We start from the raw sequence: 25,623 nt of genomic DNA, 5'->3' as shown, positions 1-25,623 counted from the left end.
TCCTTCCGAAACCGCGGCCACACCAGGATTGCTGCCCCCACCTCCTGCAGGAGGCGTGAGATCGACGGGGGCATAGTCGAGACTGTTCATCAATTAATGGACAGTTCGGCAGGCGTCGGCACCGCACACCGACCTTGACCTATGGTCGACGGACCATCAGGTGGTTTTCGATCGCAGACACGATGTCGGGGACAGATTCGGCAGCGGAAACGATAGCCCCCAAATCGGAAAGGTTGGCTCGCATGAGTTCGTAGCGGTGCCCGACCTGGCCGGTGGCGTGTTCGTCTCCTCGGCTGCGCAATGCTTTACGGGACTCGATTACCTCACGATCGGCCCACAAAGTCACGACAGTGAAGTCCAGCGCCGGGGAGAGCGCGGCACGAAAAGGTCGAAGATGCTCCCGGCCTTCGAAAACGAAGTCGAAGACGATCAACTCGAACCCCGACCGCGCGTACACCTCGATCAGCGCCGCGGCCGCCTGAGATGCCAGCCCCTTCGGCCGCCGATCGTCACGAGTGACAACGAACTCGCGCAACGAGTCTCCGACGATGCACACGCCGTTGGCCGACCGTGCAGCCAACCGCCTTCCAACGGTCGTCTTGCCCACACCGGCAGGGCCGTTCAACACCACGATCCGAGGCACGTTCACAGACGCGGATTCTGTCACTCTCGAACGGGGGTGGACAGCACAATATCGCCACCGCCCGCCTTTGCGCTTCCTGCCGGCGCCTCGCGCCAACGTTGACAGCGGGTCGGTCTCCTCGCGCGGGACGGGTGTTCGTCGAGTCCCGGGACATAGCGCAGATCATCGCCCGCAATGCCAAGCTGAACCAGGGGGCCGCGAAATCGCTGGGCATCAACATGAGCCGCCTGCCCTCGCCAGCGACCATGCATGAGATCGAAGACCCGGCCACACCACGAAATGGAGCAAGGGTAGTCATGGAGCCACAGAACAAATCGGCACAACGCCCTGGAACAGGGAGTTCCAGCACGGTCGGCGGTAGGCCGACCGCGACGATCGATACCGCTGCCTACGTCGACAGAATCCAAGCCGACAACGCCGCCGGTCGGTGTTTCATCTGTGAGCTGGCCGACGAGCAGACAACTCGCACGCGCGAAACCGTCGCCTATCGCGACGAGCACTGCATCGTGTTCTTTCCGCCCTGGCCCCGCCTCTATGCCTATTGCCTGCTCGCGCCTCGACGCCACGCGACGAATGTCGTCTCGGACTTCACCGAGGACGATTACCTGGCACTGCAGTTGCGCGTCCATCGCCTTGGTCGGGTCCTCGCCCAGATCACGCCCACCGAGCGCCTCTACGTGTTCAGTTTCGGCAGCATGCAAGGCGTCGATCACGTTCACTGGCACGTGGCGCCTCTCCCACCCGGGATGCCCTTCCGCGAACAGCAGTTTGCCGCAGTCGACAAATCCGACTACCTCGTCATCGAAAAGGCAGAGCTCGACGAACTGGCACAGAAGGTGGGAGCCGGCATGGCCGCCCTGACCCAGCCGAGGGGCCTATCAAGCTGAAGAAGAGCCCTTGCCAAGAGGCCGCCTGCACGCACGGCGCCCGCCAGCTCGGCTTCAGTGGAGCAGTGGCAGGGTGTCGAATCGGTGAGTGGACCAGGCCCGGCGGGAGGGCTCCTCGGGGTAGGGGCGGGTAGCCGGTTTGGTGTCGTAGACGCGGGTGGTGTGGTCGGCTGGGTCGTAGTGGGGCCAGCCGGGGTTGCCGTGGGTGGCGAAGTTCAGCCAGTCGGTGCGCATATGCCGGGAGACGGCGGTGACCTGGTCGGCGGCGTCGAGATGTGCTGACCGGTGTGCGCGGACGTCGTCGGGGCGGAGGGTGCCGAATACGAGCAGGAAGTCGAGGCTGTGGGAGGCGCCTTGCTCGCGGTTGAAACTCCAGCACAGTTCGTAGAGCCAGACGGAACCACCGCCGGCGTACTGTGCGTCGGCGAGGTGCACGGTGGGCATGCGGAACAGCCAGTCGGCGTGGACGAGCTCGTAGAGTTCGGAGGGGGTGGCCTCGGGGTAGACGTCGCGATAACGGCGGTCGCCGTCGGGACCGGGTGCGAGCCGCCTCAGGGTTGGTTTGACTTGTTCGTCGGTCATCTCGATGCCGAGCTGGGTGTTGAACAGCCGGTATTCGTCGCGGGTGTGACCTACGAGTAGGTCGATGTCTCGGGCGGCGCCGGCGGCGAGCGCCGGCCACGGTGCCTCGGGCAGGACTTCGCCGTCGACGACGGGTGAGAACGGTGTCGGTGTTAACGCCATCGGCCCCCAGGCGTCGACGAATGCGGGCATCTTCTCCAGGATCGTGTTCTTGGCGTCGACCAGCGCGCGGGGGTCGACGCCGGCCAGGTCCTCGATGGTGGCCCGGGTACCGGCTTCGGCCGCGATCGCGGTGGAAATGGCGGCCGCGAGTTCCGGGGAGAAGAAGGTGCCCGGAACGCTCTGCGGGATGGCGCGATGAAACAGCCCGGCCGCGGTCGGCATCGCCATGAGTGCGGCGATACATCCCGCGCCGGCGGACTGGCCGAACACTGTGACGTTGCCCGGGTTCCCGGGGGCAGGGAAGCATCCGGCGGAAATCCGGCGCTAGCGCTGCCGATTCGGTGAGCGGTGTTGGGCTGTAGGTGATTTCATGTCGCGGTGATAGGTGAAGGCGGCTATGGCCAGTTCGGGGTGTTGTCCCGGCAGGATCTGGAGCGGTACTGCTACCTCGACGACGAGGACCGCAGGCTGATCGCTGCCCGGCGCCGGGATTGCAACCGGTTGGGGTTCGCGGTTCAGGTCGTCACGGTACGCAATGTCGGCATGTTTCTGACTGATCCGCTCGACGTTCCGCCGGAGCTGATCGAGTATCTGGCCGAACAGCTAGAGATCGAGGACCCCTCGTGTGTGAAACGCTACACCGAGCGGGACAAGACCAGGCTCGAGCACGCGTGGGAGATTCAGCGCGAGTATGGGATACGGCCATTCTCCGATGTCTCGGCAGAATTGGCGGCGTGGATCGCCGATCAGGCGTGGATGACCGGTGACGGCCCGAAAGCGATCTTCGCCGGTGCGGTGGACTGGCTGCGCTCACGTAACGCGCTGCTGCCTGGCATCACCACGCTGGAGGCGTTGGTCGCTGAAGGCCGGACGGCGGCTGATGCACGGCTGTGGGTTCAGGTCACCGATCAGGTCGGGCAGAGTTCGGTCGTCGCCCTGGTTCGGTTGTTGGAGCTTCCGGCGGATTCCAAGACGCGGGTCAGTGAGCTGGAGCGGTTGCGTAAGAGCACGTTCCGCACGTCGTGGAAGGGTGTGATCAAGGCGCTGAACCGGTTGGCCGATGTCGAGGCGATCGGGATGGGCCGGGTGGATCTGAGCATGGTCCCGCCGCGCCGGTTGACCGGGCTGGCCACCTACGGGCTTTCGGCGAAAGCCTCGGCGTTGCGCAGGTTGGAGCCACGCACGCAGCGGATCGCGGTGTTGGCCGCGACCTCGAAAGCGATGACGGCGCGGGCGGTCGATGACGTGCTCGAGGTGTTCGATCTGCTGATGACGACCCAGCTGCTGGCCAAGGCCGAACGCCAATCCAAGGATGAGAAGCTGCGCCGCTACCCGAGGGTGTCGCGCAACGCCGGCAAGCTCGCCGCGGCGGTGAAGGTGCTGTTGGAGATGGTCGAGGTCGATCAAGACATCGGTTTGGGTGTGGTTGTGGACCTGATCGAGCAGACGGTGACCTGTTCGGAGTTGCGTCACGCGGTCGAGGCGATCGACGAGCTGGTGCCGGCCGGGGATTCGGAGTTGGACGGGCAACGGCTGACGGAGCTGGCCGGGAAGCTGTCCACGGTCCGCCCTTTCCTGCCTGGGTTGATGGCCAGGGTGCGGTTCGGCGCGACCCCTGACGGTGCGCTGGTACTGGCTGCGATGACGACGCTTGCCGAATTGTTGACCGTGCGGGCGTACGGCAAGCTGCCCGCGCACCTGCTCGACGCGCGCTTGGTCGACCACGACCTGATCACGGGCGCCTGGCGACGACTGGTGTACGCCGCCGATCGACCCGAGGCGACGGTGGACAAGGCCGCGTACGCGATGTGCGTACTCGAACAGTTCCATCGCCATCTCAAGCACCGCAGCATCTTCGCGGTGGACTCGCAACGGTGGCGGGATCCGCGCGCGCATCTGCTGGCCGGTGCGGTGTGGGAATCGGCCCGCGATGCCGGTATGAACGCGTTGAACCTGCCCGCCGACCCGACCAGTGTCCTCGCCGAACACGCTGCGCAGGTGGATACGGCGTATCGGGAGCTGGCGGCGCGGTTGGGTGAGGACAGCGCAGCCAGCATCGATGCCGAGGGTCGGCTGCATGTGGCGTCGCTGGCCGCCACACCCGAACCGGCGTCGCTGATCGATCTGCGTCGGCGGATGGAGGCGATGCTGCCCGAGGTCGACCTTCCCGAACTGGTGATGGAGGTGATGAGCTGGCATCCGGAGTTCATCGAAGCGTTCACCCATGTCTCGGGCGAGCGCGCCCGGGTCGCTGACCTAGGGTTATCGGTCGCGGCGGTGTTGTGCGGGCACGCGATGAACGTCGGGTTCAAACCCGTCACCACCCCCGGGGCATCGGCGCTGACACGCGACCGGCTGCTGCATGTGGACCAGTGCTACATCCGCGCCGAAACCCTCGCCGCGGCCAACGCGGTACTCGTCGACGCCCAAGCCGGGATCGACCTGGCCCAGGCATGGGGTGGCGGGCTGGTGGCCTCGATCGACGGGATGCGGTTCGTGGTGCCGGTGCGCACCCATCACGCCCGCCCGAATCCGAAGTACTTCGGCCGCCGGAGCGGGATCACCTGGTTGAACATGCTCAACGACCAGTCCGCAGGTTTGGCAGCACGAGTCGTTTCGGGCACACCGCGGGACTCGCTGAACATGATCGATGTGGTGTTCTCCCAGCGTGGCGGCCCGACACCGGAAGTGATCATCACCGACACCGGCTCCTACAGCGACATCGTGTTCGGGCTGCTGCACCTGCTGGGATTCCAATACCGGCCGAAGCTGGCGAATCTGCCTGATCAACGGCTGTGGCGCGTCGACACCCGCGCCGACTACGGGCCGTTGAACACCACCGCCCGCGGGGTGATCAACCTGGACAAGATCGCGACCCATTGGGACGACATGTGCCGGGTCGCGGTCTCGATCAACACCGGTGAAGTCTCCGCCCACGAGGTCACCCGCATGATCTCCCGCGACGGCCGCCCCACCGCCTTGGGCGAGGCCATCGCCGGCTACGGCCGGATCTTCAAAACCCTGCACGTGCTGCGCCTGGCCGACGACGAACCCTACCGGCATGAGGGCAAGCGTCAATCGAACCTCACCGAAGGCCGCCACGACCTCGCCCGGTCGGTGTATCACGGCAAGAAGGGCGAGATGCACCAGGCCTACTACGAGGGCATGGAAGACCAGCTCTCCGCCCTCGGGCTGATCTTGAACTGCGTAGTGCTGTGGAACACCGTCTACCTCAACCAAGCCCTCGGCGCGCTGCGCGAGCAGGGCTACCCTGTGCTCGATGCCGATGTGGAGCGGCTCTCGGCGTTCATCCGATCCCACCTCGGCCTGGACGGGCACTACAGCTTCGTGCTTCCCGAGCTGGGCGGTCGGGTCCGGCCGCTGCGCGACCGCGACGCCCCCGGCGAGGAGTAGGGGTTCGCGGCAGCGATCACCTCTTCGGCGGCACCGACACCAGCGGATCACTCCGCGCGGCCACCGCCTGCCGCTACTGCGCAGCCCGCCGCGGCGTCCGGGAAACCATTCCCGTCCACCTGCCGGTTCACCCAAAGTCTGCACGCACCACGACATCTGGCTCAGCGATACCGGCCAACCCAACCTCGATGTCAACGCCTGCCCCGAGATTATCGCAGGTCAGAGCACTCACACCAAGGATGAATCACTGGCACCGGACAACAGCTCGCTGAGCTACTTTGGCAGGACTTCGGCATGGGTCGGCGGTGGGGCGTCGACTGATCTCGGGACAGTCCCGCGGTAGTGGGCGATCCGTGCGGCGCCGATGGCGGCGAAGATGCCGGCGCGCAGCGTCGCCCCAAGGGCGGTGCTGCGCGGGACCTTGCCCCGCACCAGGTCGCCGATTCCCGCCACGGTGTCGGAGATGTCGCAGAGAAGGGCGAGCTGCTGCCAGCGACGGCGGGCGTCGCCCGTGGTCGACAGATAGCCGAGGCCTAGGGCCACGGCTCGGATCCCGCACACGCGGACGACGTAGTCGAGCTCTGGGGACCGCTCCGCGGCTGCGCCGAAGAACCGTGCTGTGCCGCTCGGGGTAACGCGGCTCGCCGCGCCACCCGCCAAGCGGCCGACGGCCATCGCGAGCAGGCCGGCCTCGACGGCCCTGTCGAGGCTGGCCTGGATCGCGTCGCGCGCCTCGCTCGTACCCGGACCCGCGGCCGGACGGTCGGTGAACTGGATCGTGGTGTCGGTCATGTCTCCTTCTCGGATGGTATAGCCGTGAACGATATTCATCGTTGGGTGAGTGGGGTCTCGGATTGGATGTGTCCGGCGACCACGTGGGGCGAGTGCTCTCGGGTGGTTGCCAGGCGGTACTTATGATTCGGCTTTCCGAAGGTCGGGTGGCTCACAGCCCAGGCGGCGGTATCGATGATCGCCGACTTGACGAGTGCGGCCGCCCGGCCGCGTAGGGCTCCCGGCTTCGCTCGCGCATCACCGTCGACCAGCTGGAAGAGCCCATCGTTGCGGCCGAGGCTGATGTGGTTGCCGATATAGGAAAAGGTGGTCGGCGCGACTTTGCGGCCGGTCAGGTCCCCGATGATCGCAACCGTCGCGGCCTTGCTGGTGGGTCCCGCCGAAGCACACGACATCGGGTACGGCAGGCCGTTCTCGCCGATGATGAAGACGCTGTCACCGGCGGCGTATACGTCCGGGTGTGAGACCGACCGCATCTGCTGGTCTACTGTGATCTGTCCGTTGGGTTCCACCTGCAGGCCGCTGGCGGCAGCGATCGGGTGGACGGCGAAGCCCGCGGCCCACACGGTCGCGTCGGAGGCGAACGCGGTGCCGTCGGCGTCGATCGCCCCAGCTTTCTCGACGCGCTCGATCGCGGTGTGCTCCTGGACCGTGATATCGAGCCGCTCGAAGGCGCGCAGCATGTGACGGCGGGCCTTGGGGCCCAGCCAGCTGCCCAGTTCGCCGCGGGTAACGAGGCTGACCCGAAGCCCTGGCCGGGATTCGGCGAGCTCGGTGGCCGCCTCGATCGCGGTCAGATTGCCGCCGACCACCAGCACGTGCCCGCCCTCGTCCAGCTCGTCCAGGTGTGCGCGCAGGCGCAGCGCGGCCGGCCGCGCTGCCACATGGTAGGCGTGCTCGCCGACGCCGGGAACGCCGTGGTCTGCGGTGGTGCTGCCGAGCGCGTAGAGCAGGGTGTCGTATTCGAGCCGGTCGATACTGTCGCCGTCGGCGACGGTGACAGTCCGGTGCTCGGCGTCGACGCTGGTGACGCGTGCCAGTCGTAGCCGGATGCCGGTGCCCGCGAATACCTTCGCCAGCGGCCGGTGGCGCAGCTCCTGCCCGGCGGCGAGCTGATGCAGGCGCAGCCGCTCGACGAAATCGGGTTCGGCGTTGATCACGGTGATCTCGAAGTCGTCGGAGTGGAGCTGGCGGGCCAGGAATGTGGCGGAGAAGGCTCCGGCGTATCCGGCGCCGAGAACGACGATGCGGTGTTTCATGGTTGAGACTCCTGTCTGGTTCGCGTGCTTGCTGAACGAGACACCGCAAGTCGCGATTTTCTGACAGACCCGACCAGTGATGTGAATCACATCTCGAAGCCCCATCCGGCCGACGATCTCCATGCGAAACCGTCGGCGTATCGATCGCACGGCGAGCCCGCAAGCCCACAGACCGAACGATACTGTGATCTACTTCACAACATGTCAGGATTATCGTCGATGCGGTGTCTTGTTCTCGACCCACTCGGATCGAAGGAGACACCATGAGCAAGAGCATCGAGGTGATCGTGGTCGGCGGCGGATACGCCGGAGTGATGGCGGCGAATCGGGTAAGGCAGCACGACGATGTGACGGTGACCGTGATCAATCCGCGGCAGGTCTTCGTACCACGGCTGCGGCTGCACCAGCTGGTGGGCGGGACCCACGATGCGATCGCCGACTACCAGGAGGTACTCGCCGAGGGCGTCGAGCTGGTGGTCGACAACGTGACGCACATCGACGCGACCGGGCGCACCGTGACCCTCGCCGAGGGTGGCAGCATCGGCTACGACTACCTGATCTACGCAGTAGGCAGCCTCAGCGGCGGACCGCAGGTGCCGGGATCGGCCGAATTCGCTTATCCGGTCGCGACTTTGGAGGCCGCGCAGCGGCTGCGGTCGGTGCTCTTCGACACGCCTGTGACGACCACGGTGACGGTCGTCGGGGGCGGCCCGGTAGGTATCGAGACCGCTGCGGAACTCGCGGAACAGGGTCGCAGTGTCAGGCTGGTCTGCGGCGGTGTCGTCGGCCCGTACCTGCACTCCAGCGCTCGGCGCACAGCCCGAAAATACCTCGCCGAACTGGGCGTCGAGGTGATCGAAGGCCCGAATACCTCGGTCACCGCGGTGAGGTCGGGAACCGTGGAACTCGGTGACGGCCGCACCTTGGCGAGTCAGGTCACCATTTGGGCTGCGGGTTTCGGTGTGCCCGATCTGGCCGACCGTAGCGGGCTGCGCACCGACGCCGCCGGGCGGCTGCTCACCGACGAGACACTGACCAGCATCGACAGCGATCGCATCATCGCGGCGGGCGACGCGTCGGCGCCGTCGGACCTGCCGTTCCGGATGAGTGCCTACATCGCTGGATGCCTGGGAGCCCACGCCGCCGACACGGTGCTGACCCGGATCGCGGATGAGCGGCCGGCGCCGATCGACCTGGCATTCCAGGCCATGTGCTTCAGTTTCGGCCGCGGGGCCGGGATCTTCCAACTCCTTCATAAGGACGACACGGCAAAGCGGTGGTATTTCACCGGATTCATGGGCCGCAAGCTCAAGGAATTCTCCTGCGCCGCGAGCGTCAAGCACCTGGTGACCGAGGCGCATAAGCCCGGCTCGCACCACTGGCCCAAGGATGGTGAACACCGGCCCGCCCTGCTAAGGGCCCGGAATGAGAACGTGACGACACCGAGCGCGTAGACGCCGGTTTCGCCATTGTCACCAGTGCCTCGGTGTGCGGCAGCGTTCGAATCGAGAATGCCGCGCATCGTGCGCCCGTACCGGCCCACGACCTCCAGGAGAGGAATCATGCACACGACAGGTGAATACGGTGCGCGACCGCGGACCGGGGCCGAGGCCGCGAGCGACGGTGACCACGCCACCCTCGCGGCGACGGAAACGTTTGTCGCGCACCGAAATCTGCTGTTCACCGTCGCCTACGAGATGCTCGGATCCGCGGCAGACGCCGACGACGTCCTGCAGGAAACCTGGTTGCGCTGGGTCGGCGTCGACGCGGCGCATGTCGACGACCAGCGCGCCTACCTGGTTCGGATCACCACGCGGCAGGCGCTCAACCGGCTGCGTTCGGTGAAGCGCCGCCGGGAGGCGTACGTCGGCTCCTGGCTGCCGGAGCCGCTGCTCACCACTCCGGATGTGGCCGCCGATGTGGAACTCGCCGAAAGCGTGTCGATGGGGCTGATGGTCGTGCTCGAGACTTTGACCCCGACCGAACGAGCGGTATTCGTGCTGCGCGAAGCGTTCGGGTTGGGCTATGCAGAGATCGCGGCCGCGGTGGACAAATCCCCCGCCGCCGTGCACCAGATCGCGCACCGCGCCCGCCGTCACGTCGAAGCCCGCCGACCGCGCCGCGCGGTCACCGCGCGCGAGGCGCAAGCGGCTGTCGAAGCGTTCCGGCGCGCGCTCGAGACCCGGGACCTGCAGGGCCTGCTCGACGTACTCGCCCCCGAGGTGGTGGCGATCAGCGACGGCGGCGGCATCAAGCAGGCCATGCCACGGCCCGTCATCGGCGCGGACAAGGTGGCACGGTTCGTGGTCGGGGGCCTCACCAAGCACGACGTCGCGCTCACCGTCGAACCGACCGCGATCAACGGCAGCCCCGCATTGGCGCTGCACATCGACGGGGAGTTCGACGGCATCCTCGCCGTGCGCGTCGAAGACACCCGCATCGCCGGCCTGTATTTCGTCCGCAACCCGCACAAACTGACCCACATCGACGCCGAAACCCCACTCACCCTGCACTGAAACCGGCCGCTAACCGACCCCTTCGAGGAGTAGACATGACCACTCGGCGCCCCTCGCCACCGACACGCTGGCCGACCGTGGCCGCAGCCGTCAGCTGCTTACCGATCACCAGCGTATCGGTCGAGATCATCGATGACGAGGTGAGCGAAGTTGCCGAATTCCTGTGCAGCACAAGCGACGAACGGATCTTCGCCTCCGGCGACTGCGCAGCCGTCCGCCGGGCGCCCGCGCCGGACGCGGCGCGGGCGCGCTCGAGGAAATGGGCGTCCACAGCGCGTCGCCCTGGTATCTCCAGCTTTTAGGAAGGACACGCGTCATGCGTATCACTGTCTTCGGCGCCAATGGTCCCACCGGTCGCCTGCTCACCAGCCAGGCACTGGCTGCCGGGCATCAGGTCACTGCGGTCACCCGGCAGCCGGAATCGTTTCCGCTGCACCATGATCGGCTTGAGGTGATCGGTGCCGATGTGCTCGATCCGGTGGCCGTCGATGCCGTCGTGGCGCAGCGGGATGCGGTGCTGTCGACGCTCGGGGTTCCCGCCGGGAAAGAACCGATCAGCACCTATTCGCGTGGTGCGGCCAATATCACCGCCGCGATGGGGCGGCATGGGGTGCGTCGGCTCGCCGTGGTCAGCTCCAGCGGAGTCGATCCGCATCCGTACTCCGACGGCGGGGTCCTGTTCAACCAGGTGTTGTTGCCGTATGTGACGAGGGTGCTGGGCAAGACGCTCTACGACGACATGCGACGGATGGAAACGCTGATCCGCGCTACCGATCTGGACTGGACGATCGTGCGCCCGAACGGGCTCTACCATCTGCCGGCGGTCACCGACTACACCGTCGTCGAAGGCCACGCCGACGGTCGGTTCACGGCCCGCGTCGACCTGGCGGCGAGCCTGCTGGCCGTGCTGGACGACGACCGCCACCTGCGCACAACGGTCAGCGTCATCACCACCGCCAACAACCCCACCCTGTTCCAGTGGATTCGTCGCGAAGCACTGGCCAAACATTGAAGGATCGCAATGGATCTGCACTCGACCGGTAAGACCGCCCTCATCACCGACACGCTACCGTCACGATGGCCGACCGTGGCCGGAGCGGTCGTCGTGCTCACGACGATCACCAGCGTATTGCTCATCGCCTTCGCTTGGCCGTCGGTGCGGTCCTCGGTGCACGATGTGCCGATCGCCGTGGCCGGGCCGGCCACCGCGGTCGCCCAGGTCAGGACCGCGCTCGAGCAGCGCGCGTCGGGCGGCTTCGACATCACCGAAGTCGCCGACACCGCGAGCGCGGAACAACTCATCTACGACCGGCAGGTGTACGGAGCGATAGATCTCAGCGCCGGCGCCCCGCAGGTCATCGTTGCCTCCGCCGCCAGTACCGCGGTCGCCCAAACCCTGCAGGCCATGGCGACCGGGCTCGGGCAGGGCGGCAGTGCCGGGACGCCGGTGGCAGTCCGCGACCTTGCCGCCCTGCCCGCCGACGACTCGCGCGGCGCCGGCCTGTCCGCCGGTGCTCTGCCGCTGGTCATGGGTGGCCTGTTCGCCGCGGTGCTGCTGACCAGGCTTGTGCGCGGCACCGGTCGCCGCGTCGCCGGGACGCTGGGCTTCGCGGTCACCGCCGGCCTGGCCGTGGCGGGGATCCTGCAGTTCTGGTTCGGCTCGCTGAGCGGCTCCTACCCGGCCAATGCCGGCGCTGTCGCGTTGAGCATCGCGGCGGTCGCCCTGACCGTTCTCGGGCTCGAGTCGGTGTTCGGATACGCCGGAATCGGGATCGGCGCCGTGACCATGATGCTCATCGGCAATCCGCTTTCGGGGATGGGTACCGCCCCCGAAATGCTGCCCGGCCGGTCCGGCGCACTCGGGCAGCTGCTGCCGCCCGGGGCGGGTGGTCGGCTACTGCGATCGACTGCCTTCTTCGACGGCCGCGGCGCTGCCCCCGCCGTCACCGTCCTGGTCGTCTGGGCCACACTCGGGGTGGCGCTGTGCCTTATCGGCAGCCTGCGCGCACACCGCGCCACCTCGAACCCCGAACGTGCAATTCGAAAGGAGTACCAGCAAGCGTAATTCCCAGACCGTCGCCACGTGACCCGCAGCGACGAAGACAACGCGATACTCACCGAGTTCTTCGCCGGCCTGCCCGACCCCGGCTGCACCGTCTCGCTAGACCAGGGGGCCGCTCCGACAGCGGCCCCTTCACTGGTCTCGACGCCGCGATGCGGGATCCGTTGATGCCTGCCATCGTCCCAGTGCCTCGGCCGAGACCCTGGTGTACTTGGCCAGGCTGCGCACCGACGTATGCCCGGACAACGCCATCAGCATCGGGGTGGAGGCACCGGCCTCCGCGGCGTGAGTCAGTTTGCTGTGCCGTAGTTGATGCAGCGTGAACGGGCCTCGCTTCATCCGCTCGGTGTGTTCCTCGAACAGGGTCGCCGCCCGCCGGTACGACAACCGGGCACGTTGCGTGCTCGGGTCGACATCGGTCAGTGCCACAGATGGTTTCGCCTTGCGATCGGTCAGGAACAGCGGACCGCGTTTACGACCAGCGACCAACCGCGGCAGCAACCGCGCGGTGCCGGTCTGCCAATAGATCACGTCGCGGCCGCCGCCCTTGCGGACCACGGTGGCGCGGCGGTTCACCGTATCGAGGTCGGTGACATCGAGGGTCAAGATCTCCTCGGCGCGAGCAGCGGTCTCATACAACATCGTCCACAGCGTCCGTTCCCGCAGCGGCGCCTCAGAAACGAGCAGCTCGGCTACTTCGTCGTGGGTCATCGCCCGGCTGCGATCGGGGGCGACCGGCCGTGCCCGCAACCGCACCAACGGGTCACCGGCGAGCCAGCCCTGTTCGCGCCACCACCCACACGCCGACGCCAGGGCGGTCAGCCGCAGGTTGAACGTCTTCGGCGATTTCGCACCCCACACGAACACGAACCAGCCCGATACTCGATCCGGTTCCCTCGCCAGGAGCGCCACATCGGTGTCCGCGCCGAAGTCCCGCACGAGCCGATCGAGCGCGACCCCATACCCGCGGCGGGTGTTGTCGACGGTGATCGTCGACAGAAACATCCGAACCGAATCGGCCAGCCGAACCCCGGCCGCTGCGCTCGGCAGTTTGCGCACGACACCCATCCGAACCGACCTCCGACACACTACGGCAGATAGTTTCCCGAGTCTTCCCGGCACGGACGCGGTGTTGCGCCAGGACGACTCGCAGTCTATGGCAGATAGTGGGCCACTATCTGCCATAAATCGCTAGCGCCGGATTTCCGGTCGATGCTCCCCGACCCCCGTGCCGTCCACGATCAGCTCGCGAATGAACTCGGCCAGCGCGGCGAACACATGAAACACCAACCGCCCACCCGGCGTGGTCGTGTCCAGGGATTCGTGCAGCGACCGGAACCCGATACCGCGGCGGCGCAGATCGGCCACGATCGAAATCAGGTCCTGCAGAGAGCGGCCGAGCCGGTCCAGGGAGGCGACCACGAGGGTGTCGCCGACGCGCATATAGTCCAGGCACGCCGCCAACTGTTCACGCTCGGAGTCCTTGCCGGACTTCTTGTCGGCGAACACCTTCTTGCACGGGGTTCCGGTAGTAACCGCCGAAAAATCAACGGATATGGCGTAGCCGCAGCTGGCCGCTGGTGAGGTCTGGTTCGGCCTGTGGTGCTGATCTCCTCATCGACCACCGCGTGGGAGCGGTGGCGGGCGGCAATCGCACAGGCCAAACCGCGGTTGCCAGTGATCACGGGCATCTGGCCGCGCTGGACTCCTCCTACAACTACCTGCGTCAGTTCACCCCCACGGTGCTATCGACAGTGGGTTCGCCGGCAGGACCGCCTCAAGGACGCTCCGGCCGAGGCGGTCCTGCTATACGGTGCCTCGGTGACCGAACTCCCCCGCGCCGCCTACATCCCCATCCAGCCTGAGCACGGGTACAACCGAGCAGTCGAGCTCGCTATCGCCTTTCTCGACCATGTCGATGCCCGCGGCACGATCGTCGTTGTCCCCCAGAAGAACACCCTCACCTTCTGCGCGCCGTTGAACACCTACGCCAAAGGCCGTCCCGTCCTGACTCCGAAGAACTCGAACCAGTCCGGGATCGGCTACGGCCGTCCCGCTCTGGTGTACGCACCAGGGCAGCGGGAACTCGCGCTCGCCACCGAGTTCGCGCGGAACGCGCCGATCGCGGTCGTGGAAGACGCGGGATTCTCGTCCTCGCGGTGGGCTGACGAGATCGGGGCAGTCAACCTGATCGAGAAGAGGATTCACGCGGTCGACCGTTCGGCTGAACACCAGCAGCTGCTGGAGCGGATCGAATTCGCGGGCAACAACGGCTGGGGCGACGCTTACGGACTACGGGATCTGCGCCACCTCCTAGGTGAGCTGCAGGAGCGGTCCTTGCTCGACAAGGACGAGGTCTTGGCCTACCTGATCGTGCACGGCAAAGCCCATCATTACGACGCTCTCGTTCGCGTCGGCAAGGAGATCGACAAGGTGCAGGCGAGCTGAACGCAGCCGACACTGACCAGCAACTACGCCATATCCGTTGGTTTTTCGGCGGTTACTACCGGAACCCCCTGCCGGACCGAACTCATGGTGACGGAGTCAAAGCACGATGACGTTCTTGCCGCGGGTATGGCCCGACTGGCCCGCGGCGAAAGCGTCGGCGACTTCCTCCAGGGAGAAGGTCGCCGCGACCGGGACCACGAGGTCGCCCTTGGCGGCAAGGTCGGCCAGGCGCTGGGTCTGGGTGCCGTCGGGGCGAACCCAGACCGCATGGCCGCCGTGTTCGGTCACCGAGCCGTCGGCGATCGAGGCATGGCGCCCGTTCTTCGCCAGGACGGCCAGGGTGGTGTCGAGCTGGCCGCCGGCGAAATCGGCCACCGCCCGCACACCGTCCGGGGCGAGTTCGCGGATGCGCTCGATCACACCCTCCCCGTAGGCCACCGGTTCGGCGCCGAGTTCGCGTAGGAAATCGTGGTTACGCTCGGAGGCGGTACCCAGGACGCGGGCGCCGCGCGCCCGGGCGATCTGGACGCCCAGGCTCCCCACTCCGCCGGCCGCGGCATGGATGAGCACGGTGTCCTCGGCGGTGACCTGGAGAAGATCGAGGGTGCGCAGGGCGGTGCCGCCGGCCAGGGGGAGCGCGCCGGCCTGCTCCCAGGGCAGATCCGCCGGTTTGCGGGCCACGCGCGCCGCCGGGACGGCGACCAGTTCGGCGAAGGTGCCGTCCTTGAGGACGTCTTTGCGGGCGTAGGCCAGTACTTCGTCACCGACCTCGAATTCCGGGGTGTCCGTGCCCTTGCCGACCACGATCCCGGCGACGTCCCAGCCCGGGATCACCGGGAAGGTCGCATCGATCAGACCGTCCAGCGCACCCGACATCAGTTTCCAGTCGACCGGGTTCACCCCGGCCGCGCGCACCTCGATCAGTACCGAACCCGGAAAAACTTTGGGTTTCGGCAGGTCCCGCACCTGGATATCGCTGTTGTCGGTGGTGTAGCGGTCGTAGGTCGCTGCGCGCATAGTCCAGTCCTAACGGTTGCGGTCGTCATTGCGTGCAACGACGCGCCGCAAGCGATATTCCGCAGTCCGTACGGCGGCGGCCGACCGGTGCGGAGGGTCCGCCGAGCCGGGCGACACTGACCGGACTCGGGGACTTCCCGCTCAGCCCGCGGCCGCGGACCGGGGGCTGGTGCGGTTCAGGATGGCGGTCAGCTCGTTGTTGAAATGGTCGATCCGCTCGATATTGCCCAGGTGGCCGGTGGGCCAGACCTGGTAATCGGGCCGGTGGCCGGCCTCGATCATGGTGTCGGCGATGAGACGTGACATCCGCTCGGGCAGCAGGCGGTCGTAGCGACCGGCGATAATCGTGGTGGGCACGGTCAGATTCGCCGCGGCCGCCCCGAGCTGCAGATCCGCCAGGATCGCGGCGTGCCGGCCGCGAGCCAGCGGACGGCACGAACGCACGATGTTCAAGGCGAATTCGGCCTGTTCGTTGGTGGCGCCGCGGGCCATGATGCGTTCTTTCAGAATCTCGCGGGCCGCCCAGCCGCCGGGTAGGGGCAGGGGTGTGGTGAGGATGGACTCCGCGACGATCATCGGCAGCCGGATCGGCGACCCGAGCAGACTCAGCGGCTGGCTTCCCAGGCTGAGCGGCTTGTTCAGCAGCGGTAGCAGATCGGTGTCGTAGCGGATATTGCCCGAGGAGGTGTTGGCCAGCACGACCGCGCGGGCGCGCCGGTCCACCTGGCCGGGATGGCGGGCGGCCCAGGCCTGCAGGGTGATACCACCCATGCTGTGCCCGACCAGCAGTGCCTGCTGACCCGGCCGCAGGGTCGCGTCGAGGACGGCGGCGAGATCGTCGGCGAGGGTGCGGTCGCCCAGCGGTGCGCGACCGAGGGTGCTGTCGCCGTGGCCACGCTGATCGTAGGCGATCACGCGATAGCGGTCGCCGAAGGCGTTGATCTGGGGGTGCCAGTACTCGATACAACAGCTCCAGCCGTGGACGAGCACGATCGGCTCGGCATCGGCGGGACCGTAGGAGTGCACGCGCAGGCGGGCGCCGTCGGCAGTGGTGACGGGAACGACCTCGGGATGCGCGGCCGGCGCGTTGTAGTGGGCCGTCCGGAATCGGCGCGCGCGCAACGTAGCTCGGTACGGGGCGGTTAGTGCGCCTTGATGCGCCTGCGACAGCGCGGTTATCGATTTCACCAGCATCAGAACACTCCTTTGTGCCTGCTGACACGGTAACCCTGCAAGCTGGGTGCTTACAAGAGCAAGCGCCGTTCCGGGTCTTCCATCCAGGATGTTGTCGTTGTCCCCGGATATCGGGCCGGTGCAGGGCTCTGTTAGCTCCAGGTTGCCCATCCTGCCGATGTTCTATGCCTGTTCCGATGCATCCACGGTCTGTTCCGACGCAATCGAGCCTGTTTCGATGCAACCGGAGCAACCACCTCCGGTGGTTGTGGCGTCAACCCGCGGGCCGCGACTACCGTGAAGGTCGTGAACGACTCGGACGCAGCCGACCCGCGCGAGCTCGTGGGCCCAGGGGTTCCGGAAGCGGCCGGGCCGGACAGGGGTGCCGGGTTGTCCGGGTGGCGTGGACTGTTGCTGCCCGGGGCGGCGGCGGCCGCGGCGGCCGCGGCGGTGCTCTTGCTGCACGTCCGCGACCCGCATATCGAGGGCGCGTACGGGCTGTGCCCGGTCTATGCCCTGTTCGGTGTGTACTGCCCGGGTTGCGGGGGTATGCGCGCAGTACACAACCTGACCGAGGGACATATCGTCGATTCCCTGCACAGCAACCTGCTGGCGCTGCCGGTGCTGACGCTCTACGTGTTGTGGGTGGGCGATTGGGCGATCCGGGCGTGGCGGGGCGAAGGACCGCGCGTGCCCGGAATCAGCAGCCTCACGATGTGGACGCTGCTCGGCTCGATCGCCGTCTACACGGTGGTACGCAATACCCCCTGGGGCACCTGGCTGACGCCGGTCTGACAGAAAAGGTTCAGATGCGCGATTCACTCAAGGATCGGATCCGCGAAAAATTGCTGCGGCAACTGACCGAGGACGGCCCGATGGGTGCCGAACCCGAGGACCCACGGCTCATCTCGGTGGTCGCCGACCTCGAGGCGCTGAACAGCGTCGCCGACGACGATCCACTCGTCGAACAACTCGCGGGTCGCTACCTGGTGTTCTGACCCGCACTGCCGCCGACCGGCGGCAGCTGCGGCAGCGGTTCGGCATAGAGCCATTCCTGCCACAGCGGCTGCATGGGTACCACGCTGTAGTGGCCGACCAGGTCGGTGAACTCCTCGGTGGAGACCGAGGCGTGCCGGTGGCGGGCGGTCCAATCGCGGATGAGCCGGAAGAACGCGGTATCACCCAGCTCCAGCCGCAGGGCGTGGAGCGTGAGAGCGCCGCGCTTGTAGACCCGGTCGTCGAACATCAGCTCGGGTCCGGGATCGCCGACCACGATGTTCTGTGGTTCCCGGCGGAGGGTGTGCCAGGCCGCGCGGGCCAGCTGATCGGCGCTGGGCCCGTGCGCGGCCTCCGACCAGATCCACTCCGCGTAGCAGGCGAAACCCTCGTGCAACCAGATATCGCACCAGTGCTGGATGGTGAGGCTGTTGCCGAACCACTGGTGGGCGAGCTCGTGCGCGACCAGGCGTTCGGCCCCGCGGCGGCCGTCGCAGTGGTTGGCGCCGAATACGGAGATGCCCTGTGCCTCGATCGGGATCTCGAGTTCGTCCTCGGTGACCACGACCGAATAACTCTGGAACGGATACGGGCCGAACAGTTCGCCGAACACCGACATCATCTCGGGTTGCCGGGCGAAATCGTGGTCGAAGGCCGCGCGCAGCGACGTCGGTATCACCGCGTGGATCGGGACGGGTGTGCGCCGGTCGGTGAGCTGGTGTCGGCGATAGCGCCCGATCTGCACGGTGGCCAGGTAGCTCGCCATCGGCTCGGTTTGTTCGTAGACCCAGGTGGTCTGGCCGGCTTTGGTCTGTTTGCCGACCAGTTCGCCGTTGGCGAGGGTGAAGTACGGCGTATCGGTGGTGATGGAGATCCGGTAGCTCGCCTTCGAGCTGGGATGGTCGTCGCAGGGAAACCAGGATGCGGCGCCGTTGGGCTGGCTGGCCACCAGCGACCCCTCGGTGAGTTCTTCCCAGCCGACCTCGCCCCAGGGCCCGCGGACCGGTTTCGGGGCGCCGGCGTACTGCACCACCAGTTGCAGGATTCCGCCCGCGGGTATCCGCTCGCGCGGGGTCACGGTGAGTTTGCCGCGCTGGTGGATGTACTTGCCGGCTTTGCCGCCATTGACCAGTACCTTCGACACCGCCAGCGCTTGGGACAGATCGAGGGAGAAGCGTGGGCGTTCGGCGGTGGTGACGGCCGTGATCACCGCCCGCCCGGCGAGCCGGTTACTGGCCACCTTGTAGTTGAGGTCCAGTTCGTACCGCGATACCCGATAACCCCTGTTTCCGTTCTGCGGTAGGTAGTCGTCGATGGGGGCGTCGTAGAACCTGCTCCCCATCAGCTGTCCGTGTCCTCGTCGGATTCGGAGTCGGCCGCCGGGCCGGTCCAGGGGGCGATGGGGTTGCCCCACCATCTGGTGGAGGCCGGTACGGTATCGCCGCGCATCACCAGCGAGGCCGGGCCCACGGTGGCGGCCGCGCCGAGAGTGGCGGCGGGCAGGGCGACGCAGTGCGGCCCGAGGGTGGCGCCGGGCTCCAGGGTCACGGTGTCCATGGCCATGATGCGGTCGTGGAACAGGTGGGTCTGTACCACGCAGCCGCGTTCCACGGTCGCGCCGTCACCGAGTGTCACCAGGTCTGCCTCCGGAAGCCAATAGGATTCGCACCATACCCCGCGGCCGATCTTCGCGCCGAGCGCGCGCAACCAGAGGTTCAGTACGGGCGTACCGGTCGCCGCGCGGGCGAACCAGGGCGCCGCGACGGTTTCCACGAACGCGTCCGACACCTCGTTACGCCAGACGAACGAACTCCACAGCGGATGCTCACCGGCCCGGATCCGCCCGACCAGCACCCATTTCGCGGTGACCGCGCTCGCACAGGCCACCGCGCCCGCGACCATCAGCACCACCCCGGACAGCAGTGCCGCCGCCGGATAGCCGAAACGGTCGGCCAGCCGGGCCAGCGCCAGCAGGACGCCGAGGCCGATGGCGAAGGTCACCACGACCGCGGCGAGGCGGCAGGTCTCGAATGCCCCGCGGAAGACGCGCAGCCGCAGCGGCGGATCGAAGGTGCGGTCGGTATCGGCGGTACCCGCGGCCCGGCGCAACCGGACCGGCGGGCTGCCCAGCCAGGACGAGCCGGCCTTCGCCTTGGTCGGCGCCGCCGACAGCACCGCGACCAGGCCGTTCTTCGGCACCCGCCGGCCCGGCGCGGCCATTCCGGAATTGCCCAGGAACGCGCGTTTACCGACCTTGGCCTCCCCGATGTGCAACCAGCCCCCGCCGAGCTCGTAACTGGCGATCATGGTGTCGTCGGCCAGGAAGGCGCCGTCGGCGACGGTGGTGAACTTGGGCAGCAGTAGCACCGTGGACGCCTCCACCCGTTTGCCGACCTTCGCGCCCAGCAGGCGCAGCCAGACCGGGGTGAGCAGCGAGGCGTAGAGGGGGAACAGGAAGGTGCGGGCGGAGTCCAGCAGGCGTTCGGTGGCCCAGACCTGCCAGCCCACCCGGCTGCGCACCGGGTGGTAACCCTCGGTGAGTCCGATACTGAGCAGCCGGACCGCGACGACCGTTGCCACGGCGTAGACCATCAGGCTGAACACGGTGGCGACCGGTAGCCACAGGAAGGCGGGCAGCAGGGCGTCCGTGAAATCCGCGGTGTCCCGGATACCCCAGGCGATCACGGCCAGACCCGCCGCGAGCCCGAACAGCGGCAGCGCCCCCAGCGCCAGCGAACCGATCCCGAAGGCCAGGACCCAGTGCACGGCCCGCTCCGGCGTCTCCGCGGGCCAGCGGTGCCGGGCCTTCCCGACCTTCACCGCCGGTGAACCCGCCCATTCCTGACCGGCCTTCACCTTGCCGGACACCGCAGAACCCGCCGCGATCTCGGCGTCGCGGCCGATCCGGGTCCCGGGCAGCAGCACCGATCGGGCGCCCACCACCGCGCCCCGGCCGACCACGATCGAACCGATGTGCACGGTATCGCCGTCGATCCAGTAACCGGACAGGTCGACCTCGGGTTCGACACTGCAGCCGTCACGCAGCTCGAGCATGCCGGTCACCGGGGGCAGCGTGTGCAGATCGACACCCTTCCCCACCTTCGCGCCGAGGGCGCGCGCGAACGGACCCATCCACGGCGCTCCGGAGAGGTTTTCCGCCCCACTGGCCTCCGCCAGCCGGACCGCCGCCCACAGCCGCAGGTGAACCGAACCGCCGCGTGGATAACTGCCCGGCCGCACGCCCGCGAGCAGGGTCCGGGCGCCCACCACACAGATCGCCATCCGGCCGAGCGGGGTGATGAAGATCAGGAACAACAGCGCGGTCCACCACCAGGACAGGCGCGGCAGCCAGGGCAACAGCTCGAACCACGCGGCCACCCCGGAGACGACGGCCAGCCAGGTGACCCATTGCAGGCCGGTGAGCGTCGTCAGCGCGAGGGTGGCCAGCACCTGGATCCATTGCGCCGAGGGCGGGGTGGGACGGACCGGGCGGGTCTGCGCGGCAGCGGCCGGGGCGCTCTGGTCGAGCAGTTCGGTGAGCGCGCCGAGGCGGGGATGGTCGTACACATCGGCCACCGTGACCCGCGGGTACCGTGCCCGCAGCCCGGTGACCAGTTGCGCCGCCGACAGCGAACCGCCGCCGAGTGCGAAGAAATCGGCGTCGGCGCCGGTGATCTCGGCACCGAGGACATCGGTCCACAGCTGCGCGACCCAGGCCGCGGTGCCGGTGAGCCCGTGGTCGACTCCGCTGTCGGCGTCGGCGAGAGGCCAGGGCAGCGCGTTCCGGTCGACCTTGCCCGAGGTGCGGGTCGGCAATTCCGGGACGACCACCAGCCGGGGGATCAGCGGGGCCGGGAGCTGCCCGGCGAGCCGGGCGCGGGCGGCGGTCAGGTCGTAGTCCGCGGCGACACCGGTGAGATAGCCGATCAGGACCGGCGCACCGGTCGCCGTGGCCCGCACCGCGGCGGCCGCGCCGCTGACCCCCGGTAGATGCTGTAGCGCGTTGTCGATCTCGCCGAGTTCGATCCGGCGGCCGCCGATCTTCACCTGATCGTCGGCCCGGCCGAGGAAGATCAGTCCGGCCTCCTCGTTACGGACCAGGTCGCCGCTGCGGTAGGCGCGGTCCCAGCCCAGCGTGTGCAGGGGCGCGTACTTCTCGGCGTCCTTCGCCGGATCGAGATAGCGGGCCAGCCCGACCCCGCCGATCACCAGTTCCCCGGTTTCGCCTTCGCCGACCGGTGCGCCGTCGGCGCCGACCACCACCAGATCCCAGCCGTCCAGCGGCAGACCGATCCGCACCGGCCCGGTGCCGTCCAGCAGCGCGGCGCAGGCGACCACGGTGGCCTCGGTGGGGCCGTAGGTGTTCCACACCTCTCGGTCGGGGTCGGCCAGACGTTCGGCCAGTTCCGGAGGCACCGCCTCACCACCGAAGATGAACAGCCGGACCGATTCCAGGGCCTCGGGGGGCCAGGTCGCGGCCAGGGTCGGGACGGTGGACACCACGGTGATGCCCTGCCGGACCAGCCACGGGCCGAGATCGGCGCCGGTGCGGACCAGCGCGCGCGGCGCGGGCACCAGACAGGCACCGTGCCGCCAGGCCAGCCACATCTCCTCACAGGAGGCGTCGAAAGCGACCGAGAGGCCGGCCAGGACACGGTCGCCGGGCCCGAGCGGCGCGTCCCGGAGGAACATGCGGGCCTCGGCGTCGACGAAAGCGGCCGCGTTGCGATGGGTCACCGCGACACCCTTGGGAGTGCCGGTGGAGCCCGAGGTGAAGATGATCCAGGCATCGTCGTCCACCGTGGGCGCCCGGTCGGCACCTTCGCCGGCTTCCGCCGGATCCGGACGTCCGGCTACCGGCCGGATGCCGTCGGCCGTCACCACGGCCGTCACCCGGGCCTCGGTGAAGACCAGGTCGGCCCGCTCCGCGGGATCGTCGGCGTCCACCGGGACGTAGGCCGCACCGGCGTGCAACACCGCCAGGATGGTGAGGTAGAGCTCCCAGGTACCCGAGGGCATACGCACGCCCACCCGGTCGCCGCGGCCCACCCCGGCGGCGGCCAGGTCCCGGACCGAGTTCTCGATCTCGGCGCGCAGTTCCGCGTAGGTCAGGGTGCGGTCCGCCGTGGCGATCGCGGGGGCGTCGGGATATTCGGCGGCCGTCCCGGCGACGATATCGACCAGGGTGCGCGCCGGTGGCGCGGCCTCGGCCCGCCGTAGCGCGCTCTCCGCATCCAGCTGCGTCCGCATCTGTCCGGTCCACCTTCCATCGCCCAGCCGACGGACTGGTTCTCTCATACGAGGGTTACCGCACGGCAAACAGCGGTCGACCGGGTGAACAGATTACTCGGCCACGGGTAACACCCGATGTCAGCGGGGAGGGCGGGGCCGCTACTCCACGTCGTCGGCGAGCAGGGTCGGCCGGTAGTACCGGCCGTTGTAATACAGCAGGGGGGCCGCGGATGCTTCCTCGCCGGTGTCGTCGTGCACCCGGACCACCCGGCCGACCACGAAGGTGTGATCACCGATCGGGATGAGCTGCTCCACGGTGGTGCGCAGCCACAGCGGGGTGCCGTGCAGCACCGGTTCGCCGGTATCCAGGGCGCTCCACAGCGCGGGATCGTTGAACCGGTGCGCGGCGGTCCGGGCGAAACGCTGGGCCAGGTGACGCTGGTGCTCCCCGAGGAAATGGATCACCACGGACTCGGCGGCGGTCAATGCCGCCAGACTCGAGGACGTGTGGCTGATGTTGAACGAGACGAGCGGCGGGTCCAGGGACAGCGAGGCGAACGAGGTCGCCGTGAAACCGACCGGACCGGCGGCCGAGCCGAGTGTCACGATGGTGACGCCGGACGGGTAGTGGCGCATCGAGGCGCGGTACTGCTCGGCGGTGATACCGCTGAGGTCGTCGGGGATCCGGATTCCGGTGTCGGGCCGTGGTACTTCGGTCACCTCGCCGACGCTACGCCCGGAACGGCGCGCCGCAGCGAGCTGGTCCACTGTCCGGGAGGGCGGTGAGCGAGGTCAATCCAGGTCGAGGGACAGCCCCGCCGTGATCCGCAGCAGCTCGGTGTACGAGGTGCGGAAGACGGTCCCCGGGCTGCCGCCGGCGGCCCACAGTTCGCGGTGACCCGACAGTCGCGAATCCACCCAGGTGGGCAGGTTCGCCGGATGCCCGATGGGCGCGACGCTGCCCGGCGGCTGGCCGGTGTAGCGCATCACCAGATGGGGCGGTGCGGGAATCAGCGTGCCCTCGAGGCGCGCGCCGGTGCGTTCCGGATCCACTCGGTGCGCCGCCGAGACCAGCAGCAGGATCGGTTCGTCGCCGAGTAGGAAGACCTCCGAATGCACGAGCGCCCCGAGTTCCACCTCCATTGCCTCGGCGGTCTCCGCGGGACCGGTCGCCGTTTCCGGCGCGGTGACGATCAGCCCGTGGTGACCGCGCGCGATCAAAGTATCCGAGACCCGGCAGGTTATCTGTGGAAGCGACCTGCGCATGGGCACAGGGTAGAGCGATACACAGTGTCCCGCGCGACTTTCCCCACTCACCGGGCGAGGTCTTTTCGGCCCCCGGTCCGGGCCGGGGACCGCGGCCGGTCCAGTGCCCGCCGCCCGCCGTGCCCCCTTAGGCTGGGCAGATGACAGATTGGCAGGCTTTCACCGTCGAAACCGACGATCACGTCGCCCGGGTGACTCTCACCGGGCCGGGTAAAGGTAATGCGATGGGCCCGGATTTCTGGCGGGAGCTGCCGGAGATCTTCCACGGCCTCGACGCCGACCCCGAGGTCCGGGCCGTTGTGCTCACCGGCTCCGGGAAGCACTTCTCCTACGGCCTGGATCTGCCCGCGATGAGCGGCACCTTCGGCCCGCTGATGGCCGACCGCGCGCTGGCCGCCCCGCGGACCGATTTCCTCGCCGATATCCGGCGTCTGCAGGCCTCGATCACCGCTGTCGCCGAATGCCGCAAACCGGTGATCGCCGCGGTGTCCGGCTGGTGCATCGGCGGCGGCCTGGACCTGATCGCCGCCGCCGATATTCGCTACGCCAGCGCGGAGGCGAAGTTCAGCCTGCGCGAGGCGAAGGTCGCCATCGTGGCCGATGTGGGTTCGCTACAGCGGCTGCCCGGGATCATCGCGGAGGGTCACCTGCGTGAACTGGCCTTCACGGCCAAGGACATCGACGCCGCCCGGGCGGAGAAGATCGGCCTGGTCAACGACGTCTTCGCCGACCAGGAGGCCGCACTGGAAGCAGCTCACGCCACCGCACGCGAAATCGCCGCGAACCCACCGCTGGTGGTGCAGGGCGTAAAGGATGTATTGGGACAACGGAACTCCGCCGCGGTAGCCGAAGGCCTGCGCTACGTCTCGGCCTGGAACGCCGCCTTCCTGCCGTCCGAGGACCTGACGGAAGCCATCCAAGCGGTCTTCGAGAAGCGGACCCCGGAATACAAAGGCCGCTGAACGCCGCGCCCTCGGCGGGTCTTGCCGAGTACGGCTGCCTGCGGGCCCGGATGCGAGGTCAGCCCGGGCGATCGAGTCACCATGCGGCCCCGGACGTCGACTGCCGACGCAACCCCCTGCGTCGAGTTTTACGAGACACCTCCAAGGGTTGAGGCCCGTCTCGCCGTTTCGGCCTCGAAAGCGCATGAGCCGAAGGCTCGAGTCTCGAGGCC

At 68.0% G+C, this 25,623-nt stretch carries 23 protein-coding genes; 11 read left to right on the top strand and 12 right to left on the bottom strand.

The features are described 5' to 3' along the window. Positions 1–139 precede the first annotated feature (139 nt). Entirely contained in the window at positions 140–649 is a 510-nt protein-coding gene (locus tag AB0H42_RS34150) for an AAA family ATPase (protein ID WP_357063619.1), read from the bottom strand. Between the two features lie 125 nt (positions 650–774). Between AB0H42_RS34150 and AB0H42_RS34145 the strand changes: the two genes are divergently transcribed. Further along, positions 775–1,530 carry an HIT family protein gene (locus tag AB0H42_RS34145; RefSeq protein WP_357063616.1) on the top strand — a complete coding sequence of 252 codons (756 nt, stop codon included), beginning with the start codon at positions 775–777 and terminating at the stop codon, positions 1,528–1,530. A gap of 54 nt (positions 1,531–1,584) precedes the next feature. Here the strand turns inward: AB0H42_RS34145 and AB0H42_RS34140 are convergent, their stop codons facing one another. After that, a complete protein-coding gene (locus AB0H42_RS34140) occupies positions 1,585–2,592 on the bottom strand; it encodes a carboxylesterase family protein (protein ID WP_357063624.1) in 1,008 nt (335 codons plus the stop codon). Between the two features lie 60 nt (positions 2,593–2,652). On the opposite strand from AB0H42_RS34140, the gene AB0H42_RS34135 reads away from it, so the two are divergent. Continuing rightward, complete coding sequence (locus tag AB0H42_RS34135; RefSeq protein WP_357063613.1) at positions 2,653–5,688, top strand: Tn3 family transposase; 3,036 nt, start codon at positions 2,653–2,655, stop codon at positions 5,686–5,688. A gap of 273 nt (positions 5,689–5,961) precedes the next feature. Here the strand turns inward: AB0H42_RS34135 and AB0H42_RS34130 are convergent, their stop codons facing one another. Further along, positions 5,962–6,480 (bottom strand): hypothetical protein, encoded by a 519-nt coding sequence (locus tag AB0H42_RS34130; RefSeq protein ID WP_357063610.1) that lies wholly within the window; start codon positions 6,478–6,480, stop codon positions 5,962–5,964. Positions 6,481–6,515: 35 nt separating this feature from the next. Continuing rightward, positions 6,516–7,739 (bottom strand): FAD-dependent oxidoreductase, encoded by a 1,224-nt coding sequence (locus AB0H42_RS34125; protein ID WP_357063607.1) that lies wholly within the window; start codon positions 7,737–7,739, stop codon positions 6,516–6,518. A 263-nt stretch (positions 7,740–8,002) separates the two neighbouring features. Between AB0H42_RS34125 and AB0H42_RS34120 the strand changes: the two genes are divergently transcribed. The 5 genes from AB0H42_RS34120 (at position 8,003) to AB0H42_RS34100 (ending at position 12,320) form a co-directional block, all read left to right on the top strand. Next, positions 8,003–9,193, top strand: coding sequence for an FAD-dependent oxidoreductase (locus tag AB0H42_RS34120; protein WP_357063605.1), 1,191 nt, complete (start codon positions 8,003–8,005; stop codon positions 9,191–9,193). 108 nt (positions 9,194–9,301) lie between these two features. Beyond that, positions 9,302–10,255 carry an RNA polymerase sigma-70 factor gene (locus AB0H42_RS34115; protein WP_357063602.1) on the top strand — a complete coding sequence of 318 codons (954 nt, stop codon included), beginning with the start codon at positions 9,302–9,304 and terminating at the stop codon, positions 10,253–10,255. A 35-nt stretch (positions 10,256–10,290) separates the two neighbouring features. Then, positions 10,291–10,557 carry a hypothetical protein gene (locus AB0H42_RS34110; RefSeq protein ID WP_357063600.1) on the top strand — a complete coding sequence of 89 codons (267 nt, stop codon included), beginning with the start codon at positions 10,291–10,293 and terminating at the stop codon, positions 10,555–10,557. A 14-nt stretch (positions 10,558–10,571) separates the two neighbouring features. Next, on the top strand, positions 10,572–11,267 hold the full coding sequence (locus AB0H42_RS34105; RefSeq protein ID WP_357063598.1) for an NAD(P)H-binding protein: 696 nt from the start codon (positions 10,572–10,574) through the stop codon (positions 11,265–11,267). 9 nt (positions 11,268–11,276) lie between these two features. After that, entirely contained in the window at positions 11,277–12,320 is a 1,044-nt protein-coding gene (locus AB0H42_RS34100) for a hypothetical protein (RefSeq protein WP_357063595.1), read from the top strand. A gap of 129 nt (positions 12,321–12,449) precedes the next feature. On the opposite strand, the gene AB0H42_RS34095 is transcribed toward AB0H42_RS34100, so the two are convergent. Next, entirely contained in the window at positions 12,450–13,385 is a 936-nt protein-coding gene (locus AB0H42_RS34095) for a site-specific integrase (protein WP_357063592.1), read from the bottom strand. A gap of 123 nt (positions 13,386–13,508) precedes the next feature. Then, positions 13,509–13,826: a recombinase family protein gene (locus AB0H42_RS34090; protein WP_357063589.1), complete on the bottom strand. Its 318-nt coding sequence runs from the start codon at positions 13,824–13,826 to the stop codon at positions 13,509–13,511. Positions 13,827–14,138: 312 nt separating this feature from the next. On the opposite strand from AB0H42_RS34090, the gene AB0H42_RS34085 reads away from it, so the two are divergent. Next, entirely contained in the window at positions 14,139–14,765 is a 627-nt protein-coding gene (locus tag AB0H42_RS34085) for a hypothetical protein (protein WP_357063587.1), read from the top strand. Between the two features lie 96 nt (positions 14,766–14,861). Here the strand turns inward: AB0H42_RS34085 and AB0H42_RS34080 are convergent, their stop codons facing one another. Both AB0H42_RS34080 and AB0H42_RS34075 read right to left on the bottom strand, forming a co-directional pair. Further along, entirely contained in the window at positions 14,862–15,782 is a 921-nt protein-coding gene (locus tag AB0H42_RS34080) for an NADP-dependent oxidoreductase (RefSeq protein ID WP_357063585.1), read from the bottom strand. Between the two features lie 141 nt (positions 15,783–15,923). Beyond that, a complete protein-coding gene (locus tag AB0H42_RS34075) occupies positions 15,924–16,976 on the bottom strand; it encodes an alpha/beta hydrolase (RefSeq protein WP_357063582.1) in 1,053 nt (350 codons plus the stop codon). A 285-nt stretch (positions 16,977–17,261) separates the two neighbouring features. Here AB0H42_RS34075 and AB0H42_RS34070 point away from each other — a divergent pair, with 285 nt between their 5' ends. Next, positions 17,262–17,750, top strand: a complete 489-nt coding sequence (locus AB0H42_RS34070; protein WP_357063579.1) for a DUF2752 domain-containing protein — start codon at positions 17,262–17,264, stop codon at positions 17,748–17,750. A 14-nt stretch (positions 17,751–17,764) separates the two neighbouring features. Then, positions 17,765–17,953, top strand: a complete 189-nt coding sequence (locus AB0H42_RS34065) for a hypothetical protein (protein WP_357063576.1) — start codon at positions 17,765–17,767, stop codon at positions 17,951–17,953. Here AB0H42_RS34065 and AB0H42_RS34060 read toward each other — a convergent pair. The 4 genes from AB0H42_RS34060 to AB0H42_RS34045 form a co-directional block, all read right to left on the bottom strand. Continuing rightward, complete coding sequence (locus AB0H42_RS34060) at positions 17,938–19,293, bottom strand: M1 family metallopeptidase (protein WP_357063573.1); 1,356 nt, start codon at positions 19,291–19,293, stop codon at positions 17,938–17,940. The two genes, AB0H42_RS34065 and AB0H42_RS34060, sit on opposite strands and share 16 nt — an antisense overlap. After that, entirely contained in the window at positions 19,293–23,201 is a 3,909-nt protein-coding gene (locus tag AB0H42_RS34055; RefSeq protein ID WP_357063570.1) for a Pls/PosA family non-ribosomal peptide synthetase, read from the bottom strand. The genes AB0H42_RS34060 and AB0H42_RS34055 overlap by 1 nt, the downstream gene beginning before the upstream one ends. A gap of 141 nt (positions 23,202–23,342) precedes the next feature. Further along, complete coding sequence (locus tag AB0H42_RS34050; RefSeq protein WP_357063622.1) at positions 23,343–23,819, bottom strand: flavin reductase family protein; 477 nt, start codon at positions 23,817–23,819, stop codon at positions 23,343–23,345. Between the two features lie 156 nt (positions 23,820–23,975). Then, positions 23,976–24,449: a YbaK/EbsC family protein gene (locus AB0H42_RS34045; protein ID WP_357063567.1), complete on the bottom strand. Its 474-nt coding sequence runs from the start codon at positions 24,447–24,449 to the stop codon at positions 23,976–23,978. A 140-nt stretch (positions 24,450–24,589) separates the two neighbouring features. On the opposite strand from AB0H42_RS34045, the gene AB0H42_RS34040 reads away from it, so the two are divergent. Further along, positions 24,590–25,411 carry a crotonase/enoyl-CoA hydratase family protein gene (locus AB0H42_RS34040; protein WP_357063566.1) on the top strand — a complete coding sequence of 274 codons (822 nt, stop codon included), beginning with the start codon at positions 24,590–24,592 and terminating at the stop codon, positions 25,409–25,411. Positions 25,412–25,623: the final 212 nt, after the last annotated feature.

It is taken from the genome of Nocardia sp. NPDC050799, assembly GCF_040654015.1.
Taxonomy (GTDB): Bacteria; Actinomycetota; Actinomycetes; order Mycobacteriales; family Mycobacteriaceae; genus Nocardia.
Note: the sequence above shows the minus strand (reverse complement) of the source record. Positions and strands in the feature narration are given on the sequence as shown.